This window comes from Arthrobacter sp. P1_D4, from assembly GCF_056406115.1.
Genome location: NZ_JBFUAU010000024.1, coordinates 1 through 19980, shown reverse-complemented (window position 1 = coordinate 19980; position 19980 = coordinate 1). Strand labels below are relative to the sequence as shown.

General features: G+C 69.4%; 19 protein-coding genes. 7 read left to right on the top strand and 12 right to left on the bottom strand.

Annotation, left to right across the window (positions count from 1 at the left end):
* Both AC1D0A_RS19850 and AC1D0A_RS19845 read left to right on the top strand, forming a co-directional pair.
* Nucleotides 1–765, top strand: a complete 765-nt coding sequence (locus AC1D0A_RS19850) for an amino acid ABC transporter permease (RefSeq protein ID WP_028277188.1) — start codon at nucleotides 1–3, stop codon at nucleotides 763–765.
* Nucleotides 762–1499 carry an amino acid ABC transporter ATP-binding protein gene (locus AC1D0A_RS19845; protein ID WP_028277189.1) on the top strand — a complete coding sequence of 246 codons (738 nt, stop codon included), beginning with the start codon at nucleotides 762–764 and terminating at the stop codon, nucleotides 1497–1499. The genes AC1D0A_RS19850 and AC1D0A_RS19845 overlap by 4 nt, the downstream gene beginning before the upstream one ends.
* Before the next feature lie 79 nt (nucleotides 1500–1578).
* Here the strand turns inward: AC1D0A_RS19845 and hemL are convergent, their stop codons facing one another.
* The 10 genes from hemL to hemE form a co-directional block, all read right to left on the bottom strand.
* Nucleotides 1579–2910 (bottom strand): glutamate-1-semialdehyde 2,1-aminomutase, encoded by a 1332-nt coding sequence (gene hemL, locus AC1D0A_RS19840; RefSeq protein ID WP_243181165.1) that lies wholly within the window; start codon nucleotides 2908–2910, stop codon nucleotides 1579–1581.
* 45 nt (nucleotides 2911–2955) lie between these two features.
* Entirely contained in the window at nucleotides 2956–4056 is a 1101-nt protein-coding gene (locus AC1D0A_RS19835) for an LLM class flavin-dependent oxidoreductase (RefSeq protein WP_476946614.1), read from the bottom strand.
* A complete protein-coding gene (gene hemB / locus AC1D0A_RS19830) occupies nucleotides 4053–5036 on the bottom strand; it encodes a porphobilinogen synthase (RefSeq protein ID WP_476946613.1) in 984 nt (327 codons plus the stop codon). The genes AC1D0A_RS19835 and hemB overlap by 4 nt, the downstream gene beginning before the upstream one ends.
* Nucleotides 5033–5998, bottom strand: coding sequence for a uroporphyrinogen-III synthase (locus AC1D0A_RS19825; protein ID WP_476946612.1), 966 nt, complete (start codon nucleotides 5996–5998; stop codon nucleotides 5033–5035). The genes hemB and AC1D0A_RS19825 overlap by 4 nt, the downstream gene beginning before the upstream one ends.
* A 19-nt stretch (nucleotides 5999–6017) precedes the next feature.
* Nucleotides 6018–7016, bottom strand: coding sequence for a hydroxymethylbilane synthase (gene hemC / locus AC1D0A_RS19820; protein ID WP_243181161.1), 999 nt, complete (start codon nucleotides 7014–7016; stop codon nucleotides 6018–6020).
* Complete coding sequence (locus AC1D0A_RS19815; RefSeq protein ID WP_476946611.1) at nucleotides 7013–8305, bottom strand: ferrochelatase; 1293 nt, start codon at nucleotides 8303–8305, stop codon at nucleotides 7013–7015. Before AC1D0A_RS19815 ends, hemC begins: the two co-directional genes overlap by 4 nt.
* On the bottom strand, nucleotides 8302–9048 hold the full coding sequence (gene hemQ / locus AC1D0A_RS19810) for a hydrogen peroxide-dependent heme synthase (protein ID WP_476946610.1): 747 nt from the start codon (nucleotides 9046–9048) through the stop codon (nucleotides 8302–8304). The genes AC1D0A_RS19815 and hemQ overlap by 4 nt, the downstream gene beginning before the upstream one ends.
* A 124-nt stretch (nucleotides 9049–9172) precedes the next feature.
* The gene (locus AC1D0A_RS19805; RefSeq protein ID WP_476946609.1) at nucleotides 9173–10045 is read right to left on the bottom strand and encodes a hypothetical protein; all 873 of its coding nucleotides are present in this window, start codon (nucleotides 10043–10045) and stop codon (nucleotides 9173–9175) included.
* Nucleotides 10046–10257: 212 nt separating this feature from the next.
* Nucleotides 10258–11775, bottom strand: a complete 1518-nt coding sequence (gene hemG, locus AC1D0A_RS19800) for a protoporphyrinogen oxidase (protein ID WP_243182249.1) — start codon at nucleotides 11773–11775, stop codon at nucleotides 10258–10260.
* A 4-nt stretch (nucleotides 11776–11779) separates the two neighbouring features.
* Entirely contained in the window at nucleotides 11780–12952 is a 1173-nt protein-coding gene (gene hemE / locus AC1D0A_RS19795) for a uroporphyrinogen decarboxylase (RefSeq protein WP_476946608.1), read from the bottom strand.
* A 170-nt stretch (nucleotides 12953–13122) separates the two neighbouring features.
* Between hemE and AC1D0A_RS19790 the strand changes: the two genes are divergently transcribed.
* Nucleotides 13123–14511, top strand: a complete 1389-nt coding sequence (locus tag AC1D0A_RS19790; RefSeq protein WP_476946607.1) for a glutamyl-tRNA reductase — start codon at nucleotides 13123–13125, stop codon at nucleotides 14509–14511.
* A gap of 38 nt (nucleotides 14512–14549) precedes the next feature.
* Here the strand turns inward: AC1D0A_RS19790 and AC1D0A_RS19785 are convergent, their stop codons facing one another.
* Both AC1D0A_RS19785 and moeB read right to left on the bottom strand, forming a co-directional pair.
* Complete coding sequence (locus AC1D0A_RS19785) at nucleotides 14550–15620, bottom strand: SDR family NAD(P)-dependent oxidoreductase (protein WP_243182247.1); 1071 nt, start codon at nucleotides 15618–15620, stop codon at nucleotides 14550–14552.
* Between the two features lie 85 nt (nucleotides 15621–15705).
* Nucleotides 15706–16929, bottom strand: a complete 1224-nt coding sequence (moeB, locus tag AC1D0A_RS19780) for a molybdopterin-synthase adenylyltransferase MoeB (protein WP_476943553.1) — start codon at nucleotides 16927–16929, stop codon at nucleotides 15706–15708.
* A gap of 156 nt (nucleotides 16930–17085) precedes the next feature.
* On the opposite strand from moeB, the gene AC1D0A_RS19775 reads away from it, so the two are divergent.
* The 4 genes from AC1D0A_RS19775 to AC1D0A_RS19760 form a co-directional block, all read left to right on the top strand.
* Nucleotides 17086–17733: a TetR/AcrR family transcriptional regulator gene (locus AC1D0A_RS19775; RefSeq protein ID WP_279294506.1), complete on the top strand. Its 648-nt coding sequence runs from the start codon at nucleotides 17086–17088 to the stop codon at nucleotides 17731–17733.
* A gap of 61 nt (nucleotides 17734–17794) precedes the next feature.
* On the top strand, nucleotides 17795–18019 hold the full coding sequence (locus AC1D0A_RS19770; protein ID WP_028278253.1) for a DUF3107 domain-containing protein: 225 nt from the start codon (nucleotides 17795–17797) through the stop codon (nucleotides 18017–18019).
* 57 nt (nucleotides 18020–18076) lie between these two features.
* On the top strand, nucleotides 18077–18379 hold the full coding sequence (locus AC1D0A_RS19765; protein WP_079552845.1) for a hypothetical protein: 303 nt from the start codon (nucleotides 18077–18079) through the stop codon (nucleotides 18377–18379).
* Nucleotides 18380–18546: 167 nt separating this feature from the next.
* On the top strand, nucleotides 18547–19980 hold a 1434-nt coding region (locus AC1D0A_RS19760), incomplete at its 3' end, for a DUF222 domain-containing protein (RefSeq protein WP_476946606.1).

Below are 19980 nucleotides of genomic sequence, written 5' to 3'. Positions count from 1 at the left end.
ATGGATGCACTCGATCAACTCGTAAAGACCTTCTTTGACTGGGAGGCGATGGCAGCCGTCCTGCCGAACATGATTATGTTCGGCCTGCCCAACACCCTGATCCTGGCGGTTTCCTCGGGCGTGCTCGGGTGCATCCTGGGCATGGTCCTGGCCGTCATGGGCACGTCCCGCCTGACGCCGCTGCGGTGGCTCTCCCGGATCTACACGGACATCTTCCGCGGCGTTCCGGCTATTGTCATCATCCTCCTCATCGGCCTCGGGCTCGGACCCATAGTCCGGGTAGCGACCGGATCCACGAACCCGTTCCCGCTGGCCATCTTCGCCCTGACGCTCATGGCGGCGGCCTACATCGGCGAGATTTTCCGCTCGGGCATCCAGAGCGTGGAAAAGGGCCAGCTGGAGGCGTCCCGGGCCCTGGGCTTCAGCTATGGTTCGTCTATGCGCCTCGTGGTGATTCCACAGGGGGTCCGGCGCGTGCTCCCGGCCCTGGTCAACCAGTTCATCGCGCTGATCAAGGACTCGTCCCTGATCTATCTGCTGGGCCTGATCGCCAGCCAGCGCGAGATCTTCCGGATCGGTAACGACGCCGCCGCCAATACGGGAAACCTCTCGCCTCTGGTTGCCGCGGCGTTCATGTACCTCATCCTGACGGTTCCGCTCACCCACTTGGTCAACTACATCGACAAGCGCCTGCGCACCGGCCGTCCGGAGAAGCGTCAGCCTGACGACGCCGCAGCCTTGATCGGGAAGGGAGCACAGCCATGAGCGAATTCGCCTCTGGCTCGCTGACCGGCAAGAACCTGCACTTGTCCTTCGGCACGAACCATGTCCTCCGCGGCATCGACCTTCATGTCGAGAAGGGCACCACCGCCTCGGTGATCGGGCCCTCCGGCTCAGGGAAGTCCACGCTGCTGCGTGTCATGAACCGCCTGATCGAACCGGACCAGGGCGACATCCTGCTCGATGGCCGCTCGGTCCTGAAGGACAACCCGGACGAGCTGCGCCAGCGGATCGGGATGGTGTTCCAGCAGTTCAACCTGTTCCCGCACAAGACCGTGGTGGACAACGTCTCGCTGGCGCTGCGGAAGCTGCGCAAGCTGCCGGCCGAGCAGGCCCGGGCCGAGGCACTCGAGCAGCTCGACCTGGTGGGGCTCAAGCACAAGGCCGACGCCCGTCCTGCCAACCTCTCCGGCGGCCAGCAGCAGCGTGTCGCCATTGCCCGCGCCCTGGCCATGAAGCCGGAGGTGATGTTCTTTGATGAGGCCACCTCCGCCCTCGACCCCGAGCTCGTCAAGGGTGTGCTGGCGCTGATGGCCGACCTCGCCAAGGGCGGCATGACCATGGTGGTGGTGACCCACGAGATGGGCTTCTCCCGCAATGTCTCGGACACCGTGACGTTCATGGACGCCGGCGTCGTCGTCGAGTCCGGTCCCCCGGAACAGATCTTTACCAGCCCGCGGACCGAGCGGCTGCAGGGGTTCCTCGCGGACGTTCTGTAGTTCGCGCCAGAGTCCCGGCAGCTTAAATGACTGATGGCACCCGCAGCGGCGGGTGCCATCAGTCATTTAAGGGCTAAGGCTATGGCTTGGCGCCGGCGGCCGCCTTCGCCGCGGCCGGCAGGGCGTCGAAGATCCGGTTCATCGCGGTGTCGTCGTGCGCGGCGGAGAGGAACCAGGCTTCGAAGACCGACGGCGGCAGGTAGACGCCGGAGTCCAGCATGGAGTGGAAGAACGGGGCGTAGCGGAACACTTCCTGGCCCTGGGCGTCCTCGTAGTTGTGGACCCCCCGGGCGCCCGTGCCGAAGGCCACGGAGAACAGGTTGCCTGCGCGCTGGATGGAGTGGTCCACACCGGCCGCATCGAGTGCGGAGGACAGCGCCGCGGAGAGTTCCAGCGAGCGGGCATCCACGAACGAATAGACCTCGGGGGTGGCGTGCGTGAGGGTCGCGACCCCGGCGGCCATGGCCACCGGGTTACCGCTCAGCGTCCCGGCCTGGTAGACGGGGCCCAGGGGCGCCAGGTAGTCCATGACCTCCGCGCGTCCGGCGAGGGCCGCCGTCGGCATGCCTCCACCAATCACCTTCCCAAACGTCAGCAGGTCCGGGGTCCACGGCTGGGCGGCACCGGCGGCGCCGCCGGTGAGGCCCCAGTAGCCGGAGTAGCCGGTGCGGAATCCGGTCAGGACCTCGTCGAGGATCAGCAGGGCGCCGTGTTCGCGGGTGATCCGGGAAAGGCCTGCGTTGAAGCCGTCGCCGGGGGTGACCACGCCCATGTTGGCGGGAGCGGCTTCGGTGATGACGGCGGCAATGCTGTCACCGTGCTTGGCGAAGGCGGCTTCGACGGCGCCGAGGTCGTTGTAGGGCAGCACGAGCGTCTCGGCGGCGGTCGCGGCGGTGACCCCGGCTGAGCCGGGCAGCGCGAGGGTCGCCAGGCCGGAGCCTGCGGCGGCGAGGAGGCCGTCGAGGTGGCCGTGGTAGCAGCCGGCGAACTTGATGATCAGGTTGCGGCCGGTGAAGCCGCGGGCGAGCCGGACGGCCGTCATGGTCGCCTCGGTGCCGGTGGAGACCATCCGGACGCGCTCGGCAGCCGGGACGCGCTCCTTGACGATTGCGGCAAGGTTGGCCTCGTCCGGTGTGGAAGCGCCGAAGGAGAGACCGCGGTCGACGGCTGCGTGCACGGCTGCCAGGACCTCCGGGTGGGCGTGCCCCAGCAGCGCCGGGCCCCAGGAGCAGACGAGGTCGACGTAGTCGGCACCGTCGGCGTCGGTCAGGTAGGCACCCTTGGCGGACACCATGAACCGCGGCGTCCCGCCCACAGAGCCGAAGGCGCGCACGGGCGAGTTCACCCCGCCCGGCATCAGCTGGCGGGCACGGTCAAAGAGTTCCTCGTTGCGAGGCATGCTGGAAGTCATGGTTCCTATTCTTTCAGTTCGCGGCGAGGTCAGTTCGCGGCCAGTTCAGTTGGCGCTAAGCAAGGCGGCCACGCGGGGCGCCACTTCGGTGCCGAACAGTTCAATGGAGCGCATCATGGCCGTGTGCGGCAGGGTGCCGTTGCTGTACTTGAGGTCAAAGCGGTCCACCCCCAGGTTCTTTTTGAGCAGGGCAATCTTCGCAGCCACGGTTTCCGGTGACCCGACATAGAGGGCTCCCTCGGGCGTACACATCGCGTCAAACTCGCCACGGCTGGCCGGACCCCAGCCGCGTTCGGCCCCGATCCGGTTCCGCTGCTCTAGCCAGTGCGGGAAGAACTCCTCGCGGGCGTCCTCATCCGTGGCGGCAACGTGGCCGGGCGAATGCGTGGCCATCTGCTGCATCGGGTGCCCGTACTTGGCCATGGCCTCACGGTAGAGGTTGGCCAGGGGCGCGAAAGACCGCGGCTGGCCGCCAATGATCGCGAAAATGATCGGGTAGCCGTACTCGGCGCAGCGCAGCACCGACTCGGGCGTGCCGCCGACGCCGATCCAGGTCGGCAGCAGGTGGTGTTCCAGCGGCGGGTAGACGCTCAGGCCGCTGATGGCCGGCCGGGTGCGTCCCTCCCAGTGGACCGGTTTCTGCGCCCGGACCTTGTCGAAGAGCTCGAGCTTTTCCTCGAACAGGACCTCGTAGTCCGCCAGGTCCAGGCCGAACAGCGGGAAAGACTCGATGAAGGACCCGCGGCCCAGCATGACCTCTGCCCGGCCCCCGGAGATGGCGTCCACGGTGGCGAAGCGCTGGAACACCCGTATCGGGTCATCGGAGCTGAGCACTGTCACAGCCGAGCCGAGCCGGATGTTCTTGGTGCGGGCGGCCGCCGCGGCCAGGAAGACCTCCGGGGCGGAGACCGCGAAGTCGCGGCGGTGGTGCTCCCCCACCGCGAAGGCGTGCAGGCCGATCTGGTCCGCGAGTTCGGCCTGTTCCAGGAGCTGGCGCAGCACTTGGGCGTGAGGGACGGGATGGCCGTCCGGGAAGACCCCGACGTCGCCGAAGGTGTTCAGGCCCAGGAAGATGCGGTTGGGCCCCACCGGCGCGGTGGGTATGGAATTGAGCGGGGCGTCCGCGGATTCGGGGGCCGTGTTCATCGGGTTTCCTTCAGCCAGCCGGCGAGCTCGCTCGCCCAGTAGGTCAGCACCATGTTGGCGCCGGCGCGCTTGATGCCCAGGACGGACTCGGTGATGGCGGCCCGGCGGTCGATCCAGCCGTTTGCGGCGGCGGCCTCGATCATCGAGTACTCGCCGGAAATCTGGTAGGCGGCCACGGGGACCGGGCTCATGGCGGCGACGTCTGCGAGGATGTCCAGGTAGCTCATGGCAGGCTTCACCATGACCATGTCGGCGCCTTCGGCCAAGTCCAGGTCCACCTCGAGGACGGCCTCCCGGCGGTTGGCGGCGTCCATCTGGTAGGTGCGGCGGTCGCCGGTCAGCTGCGAGTCGACGGCCTCGCGGAACGGGCCGTAGAACGCGGAGGCATATTTCGCGGCGTAGGCCACGATGGCGGTGTTGGCGTGGCCGGCGTCCTCGAGGGCCTGCCGGATCACGGCGACCTGGCCGTCCATCATGCCCGACGGGCCCAGGACGTGGGCGCCGGCGTCGGCCTGGGCAACCGCCATCTGGCCGTAGATTTCCAGGGTGGCATCGTTGTCGACGTAGCCGTTGGCGTCCAGGACACCGCAGTGGCCGTGGTCGGTGAATTCGTCCAGGCACACGTCGCTCATGACCACGAGGTCGTCGCCGACCTCGGCGCGGACGTCCCGGATGGCTTTGTTCAGCACGCCGTCGGGATCCAGCGACGCCGTCCCGCGCGCGTCCCGGACGGCGGGGACGCCGAACAGCATGATGCCGCCGACGCCCAGCTGGACAGCCTCGGCCGCGGCACGCCTGAGCGAATCGGTGGTGTGCTGCTGCACACCGGGCATCGAGGCGATCGGGTTGGGCTCACTCAGGCCTTCGCGGATGAAGGCCGGCAGGATGAGCTCCGAGGCTGAGAGCCGGTGTTCGGCCGTCAGCCGGCGCATGGCCGGGGTGGTGCGGAGCCGGCGGGGGCGGTGGGTCGGGAAGCTCATATGGTGTCCTTTGCTGAGGGCTCTGCGGCTGACGGATGCGGTGGGGGCTGCTGGTGGTCAAGGGACCGGACGACTGCGGCAACCAGGCCGGACGCCGTCGGCTCTTCGGCGACGGCGTCGACGCTGAGTCCGAGGGAGGCCGCCTCGGCCGCCGTCGAGCGTCCGATGGCGACGAAACGGCAGGTGCCCAGCGGGCCGATGTCCGCGTGGATGCGGCGGGCGGCGCTCGGGGAGGCGGCGACGACGGCGTGCAGCCGGCTGGCCCCGATTTCGGCTTTCGCCTCGGCCGTGGTGAGCACGGTGGGCGGCGCGTCCTGCCCGGCCGGACTGATCCCCTGCGACAAGGTCGCCTGCGGCGGGGCCGGTGGGAATGCGGGCAGCGCCCGGCGCGGATCGGCAGGATAGTCGACGGTGTTGTACGCGGTGACGGTCTGGACGGCCGCACCGCGGGCCTCGAGGCCCTTGCGCAGCCGCGGGTCCGCTATGTCCGCCTGAGGCAGGAGCACGCTGCCCTGGTTCGCGGGCCAGATGTCGAGCAAGCCCGTGCCGGATTGCTGGCCCGTGGGTGCAAGGTCGACGCTGATGCCCCGGGACTCCAGCTCACGGCGGGTCGCCGGGCCGATCGTGGCCACGAGGATGCTGCCGGGCAGCCAGTTGCTCAGGGAGGCGCCGCGTTCGGCGGCTTTCGCCTCCAGTGCCTGGACCGTGGTCACGCTGCTGATCACGAGCCACGTGTAGGCCCCGGCGCCGAGGGCGTCGAAGGCGACGTCGAGGGAGTGCTGGTCGTTGGCCTGCTCAAAGTCAATCAGCGGGAGCAGCAACGGCTCGGCGCCGGCACGGCGGAGGGCCGTGACGAGTTCCCCCGCGCGGTCCGGGCTGCGGGCAACCAGCACGCGGGCGCCCTCCGGCACCCTCATGCCGGTTGGGCCGCCCGTGTTGTTGCGGTCGCTGTGGGGTGCCATGAAGTGGTGGATCCGCGGTTCAGGAAGCTGCCAGGTCCGCGATGTCCGCGGCGCCTCGGGCCAGCAGCACTTCCGCCAACTCGATCCCGAGCAGCGTTGCCCCGACCTCGGTGAGGCCGTCGGTGGCTTTCTTGTCGCGGACGGTTGCCGTGCCGTCGACGGCGCAGACCACCGCTTCGAGGTACAGCATGCTGCCCTTGCGGTAGGCGTAGGCGCCCACCGGGGCGGCGCATCCGGCCTCCAGCCGGGCCAGTAAAGCCCGTTCGGCCGTGACGGCGAGCCGGGTGTCCGGATCATCGAGGGCCGCGAGGGCCTGCGCCAGCACGCCCTGGGAGCCTTCCGTGGACCCGGCCCTGCGGGGAGCGTCGGCGGTCCGGCATTCGATCGCCAAGGCACCCTGCCCGGCGGCCGGCAGCATAATGTCCGTCTCAAGGTATTCGCTGACCGCGTCGAGCCGGCCAATCCGGTGCAGTCCGGCGGCTGCGAGAACGACGGCGTCGAGGTCGTTCGACTTGCCGTCAACGACGGCATCGTTCGTGTTGCCCGGCAGCCCGGGAACGCGTCCCAGCCGGGTGTCCACGTTGCCGCGGATGTCGCGGATGTCCAGGTCCGGACGCACGGCGCGGAGCTGGGCCGCGCGGCGCGGGGAGCCGGTGCCGACGCTCGCGCCGCTCGGCAGGTCCGCGAGCTTCAGTCCGTCGCGGGCGCACAGCACGTCCCGGACGTCGACGCGTTGGGGTGTGGCCGCGAGGCTCAGGCCGAGGGCCGGACCGGTCGGGAGGTCCTTGAGCGAATGCACGGCGATATCGCAGGTGTCCTGCAGCAAGGCCTCGCGGAGCGCGGCGACGAAGACGCCGGTACCGCCCATCTGGGACAGCGAGCCTTTGAGGACGTCGCCGTCGGTCCGGATATGGACCAGCTCCACGGGGAACCCGCCGATGGCGGCCAGCTGGTCCGCGGTCTGCTGGGTCTGGGTCAGGGCGAGTTTGCTGGCGCGCGTGCCGATCCGGACGCTCATGCGGTCCCCTCGCCCGCCGCCGCAGCAGCCGCGGCTGCCCTTCCCGCCGCCGCGGGGGCGGCCGGGTAGGGATCGTGTCCGGTCCCGACGGTGGTGTCGGCTCCGGCGATGGTGGGCTTTTCGCCGCGGAAGTTAGCGCAGCAGCCGGGACGGCAGACGTCGTACCAAGGGCCGAGCTTGGTCAGGTGCGGCCGCTCGGCAATGTTGTTCGCGACAGTCCGCTCGCAGATGAGGTCGACAAGCCCGGCGACAAACTTGCGGTGCGTTCCGGGCGTGGGGACACGGGTTGCGGCCAGTTCCAGCCGGGCGCAGGTCTCAAGCGCCTCGGTGTCCAGGTCCCAGACCACTTCCATGTGGTCGCTGACAAAGCCCAGCGGCACAATCACGATGCCCTTGACGCCCTGGCGCGCGAGCTCCTCGATGGCGTCGTTGATGTCCGGCTCGAGCCACGGCACGTGCGGGGCGCCGGAGCGGGACTGGTAGACGAGGGACCAGGGTGCGGTCAGGCCGGTCGCGTCTTCCACCCGGCGGATGATCTCGGTGCCGGAGGCCAGGTGCTGTGCGGCGTAGGCGGAGTCTTCCTCAAAAGTGCGCGGCTCACCCTCGGACCGGCCGGCGGCCTCGGCGTCGCGGGTCGGGATGGAGTGCGTCGCGAACAGGATGTGCACGGGGGCGTCCGGGGTGCCGGCCGCGGCCAGCTGGGCACGGACGTCGGCGAGGCCGGCGGCGGTTCCCTCGATGAAGGGCTCCACGAACCCGGGGTGGTCGAAATACTGGCGCACCTTGTCGACCTCGAGCTTGCCGTCGAGCCCGGTTTCGGTCAGCGCCATGCCGATGTCCTCGCGGTACTGGCGGCAGCTGGAGTAACAGGAGTAGGCACTCGTGGTGAGCATGAGCACCTTGCGGTGGCCGGCGTCGTAGATCTCCTGCAGGGTCTGCGGGATGTACGGGTCCCAGTTGCGGTTGCCCCAGAACACCGGCAGCGCGATGCCGCGGGCTGCAAGTTCGGCCTCGAGGCCGGCCTTGAGCTGACGGTTCTGTCCGTTGATGGGGCTGATGCCGCCGTTGGCGCGGTAGTGGTGCGAGACCTCTTCGAGCCGTTCGTCGGGGATGCCGCGGCCGCGGGTGACGTTGCGGAGGAACGGGATGACGTCCTCCTGGCCTTCGGGCCCGCCGAACGAGGCGAGGAGCACGGCGTCGTACTCCTTGGGGGCCATCCGGCCGGCCTCGGTGACGGTGTTCACGGCGGTTACCGGAGCGGCGGATTCCTGCGGATCGATCGGGCTCATGCCAGGACCTCGGCGATCTCGGCGGCGGTGACGCGGCGGCCGGTGTAGAAGGGGATTTCCTCGCGGACGTGGTGCCGGGCTTCGGTGGCGCGCAGGTGGCGCATCAGGTCCACGAGGTCCACGAGCTCGGGGGCTTCCAGTCCGAGGATCCATTCCCAGTCGCCGAGGGCGAAGGAGGAGACGGTGTTGGAGATGACCTGGGGGAAGTCGCGGCCCAGCATGCCGTGGTCGCGGAGCATGGCGCCGCGCTCGGCGTCCGGGAGCAGGTACCACTCGTAGGAGCGGACGAAGGGGTAGACGCAGAGCCATTCCGCCGGTTCCACGCCGCGGGAAAACGCCGGGGTGTGGTTCTTGGCGAACTCGGCCTCCCGGTGCACGCCCATGGCGGACCAGACGATCTCGGTGCCGGCGAACAGCTTGCTGCGCCGAATGTCCCGCACTGCCCGCTGCAGCGCTTCCGGCCGGGGACCGTGCAGCCAAACCATGATGTCCGCGTCGGCCCGCATCGCCGAGACGTCGTAGCTGCCGCGGTGGACAACTCCGGCGTCGGCGAGGCTATTCATCAGGGCCTCGAAGTCCTCAGCGGCATCGGCGCCGCGCAGGATGTCCGCTGACCGCTTGAATACGGTCCAAAGGGTGAAGAACTGCTCAGTTGAATCTTCGGGCGCCGATGCCCCGGCGACTGATTCTCCGGGGGCTGACATTCCGGTTTTAGTGACAGATTCGGCAGAAGTGTGGCTCATGCATACCAGTCTGCCTCCTCTCCCCAGCTAAGTCGAAAAAAAGCACTTCTACAACGCGTAGAAGTGCTTTATTTCACATGCGTGGCGCGGGAGGCGGGGGCGCGTCCGCGGGAGGCGGGTCCTGTCAGCTCCGGCGCATCCGGAGGACCGCGGCGCCGGCGCCGAGCGAGAGCGCCACCAGGCCGATGCCCCAGCCGACCAGCGGGGACAGGCCGGCCGGTTCCAACGTCGAGGTCGCCTCGAGGGAGGAGTTGCCGGAGTGGCCCTTGGCCGGAGCCGGTGCCTGGGTCCAGCCGGCTGTGTTTGAACCCGTCGGGGACGGCTGCGGTGTGGCCGACTTCGAGGCCGACGTCTGCGCGCCGGCACCGTTGCCCGTGGCCGGCACCGCGGTGCCGGACTGTGGATCGGCGGCCGGGTCGGCGGCCGCGCTGCCCGGCGCCGGCCGCTCTGGGGCCTGCCCGGTGGGGGCAGACCCGGCGGATCCGCCTGCGGCGGGAGCTCCCGGAGCCGGGGCGGCGGGCGGCGCGGCGGGGTCCTGCGGCCCGGCGGGCGGCGCAACCTTCGCGGGCGGGGTGCTCGACGCCGGTGGGGTACTGGTGCGCGGTGACGTGGGTTCCGGGTCGCTGGGCTCGGGCTCGGGGTCGCTGGGCTCGGGGTGGCTGGGTTCCGGGTCACTGGGCTCGGGGTCGCTGGGTTCCGGGCTGCTGCCGTGCGACGGCGACGGGGAGGACTCGCCCGAGCCGGCGGACGGCGAGGGGCTCGGCGTCGTCGAGGAGCCCAGCAGGCTGTCCAGCACGTCGCCGAGGCCGAGGGTCAGCGAACCCTGCGCGGACGGTGCGGTGGACGCCGCCGCGGACAACCCTGCGGCCGCCTGCGAGGCAGGAGCCCCGGCGGTGCCAGCCAGTACGGCCCCGAGCGCGACCGCCGCCGCGCCGCTTCGAAGGCCCCGATGGCGGCCGGTCTTCGTTGTTGACACCTTGGACCTGAAAATAAACATGGTCATCGAGCCTAGCCGGAATCGACCAGCAGGAAAAACTTGCAAAAACCGCGAATTTCCGGCACGAAACCGCCGGGTCCGGAGGGGCTCAGGGTGCCTTTGGAACCGCTGTGATTCCTGTGACTGAAGGTGTGCCTGGGACTCAGGAACGTCGTTCGGGACAGCCAAAATCAGTGTCACCAAATTCAGCGCAGCCGCGTTCAGGACAACGTTCAGGACAACAGGGTGCGGACCTGCTGCGGGGTGTCGGCCACGATCGCTGCCAGGCCATTGCCGGACAGCCAGCCGCCCACCACGGCAAGCGTGCCGTCCGCGGCACAGACGCTCCGGACGGCCGCGACGCGCTGCCTGTGGCCCAGGGACGCAAACGGCAGCGCGCCGGCCCAGCGGACCACGTCCCAATCGGCCACGTCCCCGGCGCCGACTGGCACCACCAGCAGGGCCGACGCATCAGCAAGGGCTGCGCGGAAAAGTTCATCGTCGGAGCGCGGCGCCGCGGCCAGTCCGCCGCCGCGGGACTCGGGCAATGCCCCGGGAGTAACAGCCCCTGGAGCCGTGCTCCGCCCATAGGAGAGCCGGAGCACATGCCTTCCCGGGCCTGCCTGCTCCGCCAGCCACGCCCATTTGGCGGTGGCGTGCGTCAGCGCCTTGGCCTGCACACCCGGGCTCTGCGGGGCAACAAGCACGCCGGTGCCGCGTGGCGCCGCGTCAAGGGCCGGGAGGTCCACCACGAGCGTGACAAGGCTGACGTCGGGTCCGGCATCGGGGCGGAGGCCAGCAAGTTCCGGCAGGGACTCCTCAAGCAGCCCGACGGCGGCGGGACCCTCGACCGCAACCGCGAGGAGCCCGGCGTCGAAAGTGGCCTGGTCCGTGGCCACGCGCCAGCCGTCGGCTGAGCGCCGCACTGACCGGGCCGCGGTGCCGGGCAGCAGGGTGACTCCGCGCTGACGCAGATCGGCCAGCAGGGCGGCGACGAGGGTGTGCATGCCACCGCGCAGCCCGGCGACGGCGGAACCGGCCTTCTGGAGCCCGCCGGCCTGGCCTGCTCCGGACGGTCCGGGGGGTCCGCCCGTGGCGACCGCCGCTCCCCTGCGCTGGGCCGCGACGGCGGCGGCGAGGGAACCATGCTGGCGGATGCCGGCCCGCAGACCGGGGGCCACCATGTCGACGTCGAGCACTGAGGGGTCGGCCGAGTGCACGCCGCCGACCACCGGTGCGACGAGCCGGTCCAGGACCCGCTTGCCCATCCGCCGGCGGACCAGGGCTGACACGCTCGTTGCCGCGTCAGCGGTGCCCAGCGAGGCCGGCAGCACGGCGTCGACGGAGGCGCGGAGGGATCCCAGCAGGCCCAGCGACCGGCGGACTTCCGGGTCCCACGGGCTCGCCGGGATGCCCAGCACACCGGTCTTAGGCAGTTCCCGGGGGCCGTCAGGCAACTGGACCCAGGCCCCGCCGGGGTTCGGCGCGACGATCTCGCCGGCCAGCCCCAGCTCCGCGGCGAGATCGGCTACGGCGGCGGTGCGGGTGGCGAAAGACTCCGCACCGCTGTCCAGGGTCAGTCCGGCCACGACATGGCTGCCGACACAGCCGCCCCAGGCCTCGCCGGCCTCCAGGACGGTGGTGCGGACCCCGGCCCGGGCGAATTCCCGTGCCGCAAGCAGTCCGGAAATCCCGCCCCCGATCACAACGGCGGTACCTTCCACGGGAGTCCCGGCGGCGCCCGCGTCCACGCCCCTACTCCGGAGCGATGGAGTGGATGAGTTCGACGACGCGCGTGAGCACCTCAGGGTCCGTCTCCGGCGGCACACCGTGGCCGAGGTTCAGGACGTGCCCGGGCGCCGCGGAGCCGGCCGCGATCACCTCTCGGACGTGGGCTTCGAGGACTTCCCACGGCGCCGAAAGCAGTGCCGGGTCGATGTTGCCCTGCAGCGGGACGGTGCCGCCGAGGCGGCGGTTGGCTTCGTCCAGCGGCAGCCGGTAGTCGACCCCCACGACGTCAACGCCGACGTCGCGCATCGCGACGAGCAGTTCCGAGGTGCCGGTGCCGAAGTGGATCAGGGGTGCGCCCAGGTGCCGGACATGGTCCAGGGCACGGGACGACGCCGGCGCAACGAAGCGCTGGTAGTCGGCAAGTCCCAGCGAACCGGCCCAGGAGTCGAAGAGCTGGCCGGCGGAAGCGCCGGCTTCCAGCTGTGCGCGGAGGAACATCCCCGAGGCATCGGCGGCCCAGTTGGCCAGGGCAGTCCAGGTTTCGGGGTCGGCGTGCATCATGGTGCGCGGGCCGAGGTGGTCGCGGGAAGGCTTGCCTTCCACCATGTACGCGGCGAGGGTAAAGGGCGCACCGGCGAAGCCGATCAGCGGGGTGCTGCCGAGCTCGGCCACCGTGAGCCGGACGGCTTCGCGGATGGGCTCCAAGGCCTCCCAGGTCAGCTGCGGCAGGGCGGCAACGTCCGCGGCCGTGCGGACCGGTTTGTCCAGCACGGGTCCGACGCCGGGCACGATGTCCACTCCGACGCCGGCCAGCTTGAGCGGGATGACAATGTCCGAGAAGAAGATGGCGGCATCGACGTCGTGGCGGCGTACCGGCTGCAGGGTGATCTCTGAGGCCAGCTCGGGGCGCAGGCACGAGTCCAGCATCGCGACGCCCTCACGGACCTTGAGGTATTCGGGCAGTGAGCGGCCGGCCTGGCGCATGAACCAGACGGGACGGAGGGAGGGCTTGCCGCCGCGGTAGGCGGTGATCAGCGGCGAATCCGCGGTGCGGCCGTCCATCAGCGGGTGGCCGGCGTCGAGGCCGCGGGCGGCGCCATCTGTGGCGGCGCCGTCAATGGCTGCATTGCCGGCTGCGCCGTTGTCGGACGTACTGAATGTGGTCGTGCCGGCACGTGCCGCAGCGCTTGGAGTCATGACTTCGATTGTGCCCAAATTTGTGCCCAAAAGATAACGACAGCCTGTCACGCCGGCTCTGACACCGGCCCCGAGTGCCGCGTCGTGGCGGGAATCACAGGCCAGGGTGCCTGAGCCCACGCCCGGAAAGTTGTTCTACACGGGCGCGAAAAAGCTATGATGGTGATGCTGTGGTTCTTTTTTCATTGGTGGCTACACACGCCGACATCGACCTCGAAACCGTTGCTCAGTTGAGCACCGGTGCTTCAGGGATCGCCACATCCGCCCTCGCCGGATCGCCGGCTGTGGCGGGTGCCGTTGTCCTTGCCACCTGCAACCGCCTTGAAATCTACGGCGAAGCACCCCATCCGGACGCCGTCGCCGCCGCCCGGGCGGCCCTCATCACCCACATCAGCGGCGCCAGCGGACTCAACGACCAGCTCGTCTCCCGCGCCTTCAGCACCCGCACCGGCGCCGAGGTCAGCCAGCACCTCTTCTCGGTCAGCTCCGGGCTGGACTCCGCCGTGGTGGGCGAACGGGAAATTGCCGGGCAGGTCCGCCGTGCCTTGATCACGGCCCAGCACGAGGGCACCGCCAGCTCCGGCCTGGTCCGGCTGTTCCAGGCCGCGTCCAAGACCGCGAAGGACGTCGGCGCCCAGACGGCGTTGGGTTCGCGCGGGCTCTCCATCGTCTCCGTGGCGCTGGACCTCGCCACTGACCTGTCGGAAAACCCGGACTGGTCCGCCAAGAAAGCCGTCGTCTTCGGAACCGGCGCCTATGCCGGTGCCACCATGTCCCTGCTGCGGGAACGTGGCTGCACCGATGTCTTTGTCTATTCCTCCTCCGGCCGCGCCGCCGGCTTCGTCGCCACCCGGGGCGGCACGGCACTGAACGAGGACACGCTTCCGGGCGCAGTCGCGGCCGCCGACGTCATGATCGGCTGCAGCGGCTCCGACAGCCGGGTCGAAGCGGACGAACTCGCCCAGATCCGGGCGAACTCGCCCCAGCCGCTGATCGCGATCGATCTCGCTTTGACCCATGACTTCGACCCCGCGGTCGGCGACCTCGACGGCGTCGAACTGCTTACGCTGGAATCGGTCCGGCTGGCCGCACCGCAGGAACAGGCCGAGTCGCTCGAACAGGCCAGCAGCATCGTGGCCGGGGCGGCCAGCGCCTTTGAGCAGGAGCGCGAGGCCAGGAGCGTCGACTCGGCGATCGTCGCCTTGCGCCGCCACACGATGAACGTCCTGGATGCGGAAATGGAAAAGGTCCGGGCCCGGCACGGCTGCACGGCCGCCGCCGAAGAAGTCGAATTTGCCCTGCGCCGCATGGTGAAGCAGCTTCTCCACGTCCCCACCGTCCGGGCCCGCGAACTGGCCTCCAACGGACAGCAGGACGCCTACATTGCCGGTCTTGAGGCGCTGTACGGCATCACCGTGGAGCCCACCGCCGGCGCAACGGTTGCAGGTGCCGCCGGTTCCGGGGCCGCGTGCCCCGTGGACCACAACGCCGCTGTCCACAACCCCGGCGACCCCGGCGACGCCGGCCCCGCAACGGGCGACATCCGCGAAACCGCGTAGCTGGCCCGCGCCTCCCCGCGCCGCGGCTTATCCCTGGATTATCCGGGGAAAGCGTTGATCCCGGTCATATCGGCCGACACCTGCCACAGCCGTGTGGCCGCCTCCCGGTCCACCGCGTGGGCATCTACTCCCCTGATCCTGGCTTCGGGCGATCCCGGCACCGTGGCTTCGGCGATGTCGCAGTCCTCGCAGTAGACGCCGCCCATTCCTTCGAGCGCCGGCGCAGTTGCGGCCCAGACCGAGGTGGCGGCGCCCTGCGCGGGTGTCTTGAAGCGCGGGTCGAGTTTGCCGTGCTCATCCATCCAGCCCGCGGCGATCATCTCCTCCCGCGGCAGGTGCCGTTGCAGCTCCGTCATGATCCCGCCGGGATGTACTGCGAAGGCGCGCACGCCAAAGTTCCGGCCCAGGGCATCGAGCTGGACGGCGAAGAGCGCGTTTGCCGTCTTGGCCTGGCCGTAGGCACGCCATTTGTCGTAGCCGGCGTCGAAATTGATGTCATCGAAGCGAATGGCCGAGAGCTTGTGGCCGGTCGAGGACAGCGAGACCACGCGGGCCCCCTGCGCCGCGGCAAGAGCCGGCCACAGCAGGTTGGTCAAGGCAAAATGGCCCAGGTGGTTCGTGGCGAACTGTGATTCCCAGCCGGGTCCCACCCTTTGCTCCGGACTTGCCATGATGGCGGCGTTGTTGATGAGGATGTCCAGGCTGCGGCCTGAGCCCGGCGCCGCGCCAAGTGCCGCGTCAGGCGCGGCGCCAGGTGCCGTTTCGGTCGCCAGGCCGGCCAGGAAGCCGGCGGCGAACGCCTTCACACTGGCCAGGTCCGCAAGGTCCAGCTCGGCGACGCTGACGCCGCCGCCAGCCGTTGCCGGCGTCAGCCCCGCCGCGGCCAGGACGTCGCGGGCATGCTCGGGCCGCCGGGCCGGCACCACGACGGTGGCGCCGGCGGAGGCCAGCGCCCGCACGGTCTCCAAGCCCAGCCCCGAGTAGCCGCCGGTGACAATGGCGGTCTTCCCGGTCAGGTCGATGCCGGCAATGACGTCGGCCGCCGTCGAATCCCGGCCGAACCCCGAGCCAATCTTGCGCTGGGACGTCACTGTATTTTCCTCGCTCATGACCAAGCCTTTCGTTTTAGGGCGCCGCTCAGCGGAGCGTGTTGTGCGGTATCGCGGCCTTGCTGGCCATATGGCCCGCCAAGGCTCAGTACACCGGTTTCCCGGGCTCCACGTCCCTTACCCAGGCGAGAATGCCGCCTTCGAGGTGGCTGACGCGCCCGTACCCTGCGGCGCGGGCTGCGGACAGGACGGCGGCGGATCGTGTTCCGGCCTTGCAGTGGAAGACAATTTCGGCATCCTGGGGCAGTTCCTGCCACGCCTCGCCGGCAAGGATGCGGCCTTGCGGGATCAGCTCCGACCCCTCAATGCGGACGATTTCGTATTCTCCCTGCTCCCGCACGTCCACGAGGTGGAAGTCCTTGAGGCCGGCCTTGCGGGAGGCCAGCATGGTGGCGAGCTGGGTCGCCGTCACAGTGTGCTCGGTACCGGGATCCGCCGTTGGAGTGATCCCGCAGAAGGCCTCGTAGTCGGTGAGTTCGGTGATTCGTGCAGCCGCCGGGTCCTTGGTCACCTTGATCTCGCGCCAGGTGCCGCCCAGCGCGTCATAGAGCGCCAGCCGGCCCAGCAGGGACCGGCCGACGCCGGTGATCAGTTTGACCGCCTCGGTCACCATCAGCGCTCCGACGGCGGCGCACAGCATGCCGAACACGCCGCCTTCGCCGCAGGACGGCACGGATCCGGGCGGCGGCGCCTCCGGGTAGAGGTCCCGGTAGGTGGGCCCGAACTGTTCCCAAAAGACGCTGACCTGGCCGTCGAAACGGAAAATCGATCCCCAAATGTAGGGCTTGCCGAGGATGGCGGCGGCGTCGTTGACGAGGTAGCGCGTGGCAAAGTTGTCGGCGCCGTCGAGGATCAGGTCGTAGCCGGCAAAGAGTTCCAATGCGTTGGACGCGTCGAGCCGGACGTTGTGAAGCCGGACATCCACGAGCGGGTTCAGGGCCGTAAGGGCGTCGCGGGCGGACTCGATTTTCGGCCGGCCCACATCCGCGACACCATGGATGATCTGGCGTTGGAGGTTGCTGAGGTCGACGTCGTCGTCATCGACGATGCCAAGGGTGCCGACCCCCGCGGCGGCGAGGTAGAGCAGCGCCGGGGAGCCGAGGCCACCGGCACCGATCACCAGGACTTTCGCGTTCTTGAGGCGTCGCTGGCCGATCGCGCCGATCTCCGGAATGATCAGGTGCCGCGAGTAGCGTTCCACCTCGTCCGGACTGAGGTCCGCAGCCGGGTCGACCAGCGGTCCGGGCTGCGGATCCAGCTTCGTCTGGGGGGTTGCGGGGGCACCGGCGGCGGTGAACTTGGAAGCCATACTTCAATCTATGCCCGAAGATACCACCAGGTCATATTACCCGCGCGTAAGGTGTAATTGAGTGCAAGGTAGTTCAGTACAAAATGCAGACGATTGCCATTGCGCGCAATGGGGTGAATAAGGGAAAGAAGGCCGACAGTGGTTCATCAGGCACCGTTGGAGCGGGACGAGTCGGGCAAGCCGACGGCAGTGCAGCCCCGGAGCGGACAACGCTCGGCCCGCCTCCCCCGCGACGAACGCCGGGCGCAGCTCCTGGCGGCCGCGCAGGAAGTTTTCGTGGCGAACGGATACCACGGTGCCGCCATGGACGAGATCGCCGAGACCGCCCACGTCAGCAAGCCGGTGCTGTACCAGCACTTCCCCTCCAAGCGGGACCTCTACCTGGCTCTGCTGGACAGCCACCTCAGCAAGCTGACCGACCTCCTGCTTGGCGCCCTGAACTCCACCACCGACAATGACGAGCGCGTCCAGGCCGTCATGCGCGCTTACTTCCGCTTCATCGCGCACGACGACCAGGCCCACAGGCTCGTCTTCGAGTCGGACCTGATTAACGACCCCGACGTCAGCGCGCGGCTGGAAACGTTCAACAAGACCTTTGCCGACGCCGTCGCGCACGTCATCGCCGAGGACACCAAACTGCCTGAACTGGAGGCCCAGCTGCTGGGCCGCGGACTCGCCGGCATGGCCCACGTGAGCGCACGGTATTGGCTGGAAACGGACGGGAATCTGGATCTCGATGTAGCCAGCGACCTCATCTACCGTTTAGCTTGGCGCGGAATCTCCCGCTTCCCCAAAGAGACCTAGACTACAACTAGAGATTGACCTTAGACATTTTTTGGACGTTGATTGGCTGGGAGGCCTTGCTGTGGAAGTAAAGATTGGTATTCAAAACATTGGCCGCGAAATTGTCCTCGAATCGGCGCAGGATGCCGAAGCCGTCGCCAAGGTAGTGGGCGACGCGATCGCCAAGGGCAGCGAACTGCGGCTGACGGACGACAAAGGCCGCCTGGTGATCGTCCCCGCCAATGTTCTGGGCTACGTGGAAATCGGCGCAGAAGAGGCCCGCCGCGTCGGCTTCGGTGCCCTCTAGCCCGTTCTTCCCACCACCGTTCCTTCATCGCAGTTTCTCCATCGTGAGGTGTCCTGAATGCTTTCCCTGATTGTGGTCGCCATGGTGACCGTGGCTGCGGGTTTCGTGGTGTGGGCCAACGACAAACGGCACCAGAAGTACGGCGTCGCCGTCCCCGCGGGAGTCGCTGCATCCGTCGGTATGCTCAGCTGGATCATCTTCATAGCGGCCGGATTCGGCTACCAGCCGGGCCTGACCTGGATCCCGTGGATTCTGCCAATGGTCCTGGGCACTGCAGCCTCGATCGCGGCCGTGGTGTATCTCGGCAAGGCCCGGACGAGGCAGGACACCGAGCGGCTCACCAGCATCCTGAAGCTCTAGCTCTTTAGCCCCGCGCAGCTGTTTTCCGCGCGCAACCGTGACCACGCACCCAACGGGGTGCGTGGTCACAGTTCGTTTGGGGTTCGGCCGGGTGCACCGTACCGGAGTCACTCCGAGGCGGAACCGTGCCCATCACTTTTGTCGGAGCCCTCAAATAGACTCGAGCCATGGAAGCCGTCAGGGATTTCATCAGGGATCTCACCGCCTGCGAGGACGAGGCGCAGGGCACGGACCGGGGCGCAGCCCCGGTCGGGCAATCCGGTCTGGACGCCGCCCTGACCGCGCTGCGGGCGGTGGGTTCGACGGCGGTGGAGGATGCGGGGTCGTGGGGATTCCGGGCCGCGTCGGACTTCGCCGGACAGGTGGAGGAAGTCTCCCGCGCGGTGGAGTATCTGCAGCTCGTCGCGGCGGCCGCCGTGGACCGGACCCGGAAGCAGTCCGCCGCCGTGGCCACGGGGGCTGTAGCGGGGGCGGTCACCGCGTGGACCACCGGCTGGCGTGAGAGCCCCGCCGGGTGGCAGACCGGCGCACCCGGAACCGGGGAACCCGCCGGCGCCTCCTTGGCCTCGGCTCCCGCGGGCACGTCCGCTGCGGCGGTTCCAGGCGGCACCTCCTTGTCCTCTGCTCCCTCCGGCACGTCCGTTGCGGCGGTTCCCTCCGGTACCTCCGTTGCGGCGGAACCGAGGGTGCCGGAATCGGTGCTGGATGACGGGTACCGGAACACGGTGGAGTTCCTGCGGGCGCGGCTGCGGATCGGCGCCGCGGAGGCCAGGCGCCGGCTCGGCCTGGCCGACACGCTGCTGCCCCGGCAGGGACTCGGCGGCCGGCCCATGGCGCCCGTGCACCCGGAGCTTGGAGCCGCCGTCGCGGCCGGCGAGGTCGCGTCCCGGGCCGCGACCGTCATCACGCTCGCCCTGGACCGGGTCCGGCACACCTGCCTCCCCGAGGCCGCGGCGGCGATGGAACACGCCCTGACCCGCACCGCGGCCGAGAACGACGGCGACTTCCTGGCCCGGGTCAGCCGCAGCTGGGCCGAGGCGCTGGACCAGGACGGCGCCGAACCTTCCGAGGAACTGCTCCGCCAGCTCCAGGGCGCCTTCCTCCGCAAACCCCGGCACGGCCTGCAGCACCTGGAAATCTTCGCCACCACGGACCAGTTCGAACACCTGATCACCGTGATGAACACCGCCACCAACCCCCGCACCGGGCCAGACGCCGGCGAGGGCACCGCCACCGAACACACGGCGCAGGCCGGACGGGGTGACGGGTCCGCGGCGGCGGCTGCGCCAGGACCGTCTGACGAGCCCGCCACGGCCGAAAAGGACGCCGCGCTGCCGTCCCTGGACCTCCGCTCCCGGCCCCAACGGCTGCTCGACGGCCTGGTCGGCGCGTGCAAGGCTGCCCTCGCCACCGGAGGGCTGCCCGCCACGGGCGGGCTCCGGCCCCAGATCATGGCCACCATCGACTACCGGGACCTGCTCACCCGGCTCGGGACGACTCCCGCCGAAGCAGGCGCCCCTGCCAACACCGCACAGCACGGCACCGGAACCAGACACGGCACCGGGACGCTGCTGTTCACCGGCCCCGTCACCGCCGGCGGC

Bases quoted from the DNA above. Each gene is read 5' to 3' on its own strand.
- moeB (WP_476943553.1), bottom strand. From the start codon at position 16,929: ATGGCTTCCAAGTTCACCGCCGCCGGTGCCCCCGCAACCCCCCAGACG.
- hemC (WP_243181161.1), bottom strand. From the start codon at position 7,016: ATGAGCGTCCGGATCGGCACGCGCGCCAGCAAACTCGCCCTGACCCAG.
- AC1D0A_RS19825 (WP_476946612.1), bottom strand. From the start codon at position 5,998: ATGGCACCCCACAGCGACCGCAACAACACGGGCGGCCCAACCGGCATG.
- AC1D0A_RS19805 (WP_476946609.1), bottom strand. From the start codon at position 10,045: ATGTTTATTTTCAGGTCCAAGGTGTCAACAACGAAGACCGGCCGCCAT.
- hemL (WP_243181165.1), bottom strand. From the start codon at position 2,910: ATGACTTCCAGCATGCCTCGCAACGAGGAACTCTTTGACCGTGCCCGC.
- hemQ (WP_476946610.1), bottom strand. From the start codon at position 9,048: ATGAGCCACACTTCTGCCGAATCTGTCACTAAAACCGGAATGTCAGCC.
- hemE (WP_476946608.1), bottom strand. From the start codon at position 12,952: ATGACTCCAAGCGCTGCGGCACGTGCCGGCACGACCACATTCAGTACG.
- AC1D0A_RS19835 (WP_476946614.1), bottom strand. From the start codon at position 4,056: ATGAACACGGCCCCCGAATCCGCGGACGCCCCGCTCAATTCCATACCC.
- AC1D0A_RS19845 (WP_028277189.1), top strand. From the start codon at position 762: ATGAGCGAATTCGCCTCTGGCTCGCTGACCGGCAAGAACCTGCACTTG.
- AC1D0A_RS19850 (WP_028277188.1), top strand. From the start codon at position 1: ATGGATGCACTCGATCAACTCGTAAAGACCTTCTTTGACTGGGAGGCG.
- AC1D0A_RS19785 (WP_243182247.1), bottom strand. From the start codon at position 15,620: ATGAGCGAGGAAAATACAGTGACGTCCCAGCGCAAGATTGGCTCGGGG.
- hemB (WP_476946613.1), bottom strand. From the start codon at position 5,036: ATGAGCTTCCCGACCCACCGCCCCCGCCGGCTCCGCACCACCCCGGCC.
- AC1D0A_RS19815 (WP_476946611.1), bottom strand. From the start codon at position 8,305: ATGAGCCCGATCGATCCGCAGGAATCCGCCGCTCCGGTAACCGCCGTG.
- AC1D0A_RS19765 (WP_079552845.1), top strand. From the start codon at position 18,077: ATGCTTTCCCTGATTGTGGTCGCCATGGTGACCGTGGCTGCGGGTTTC.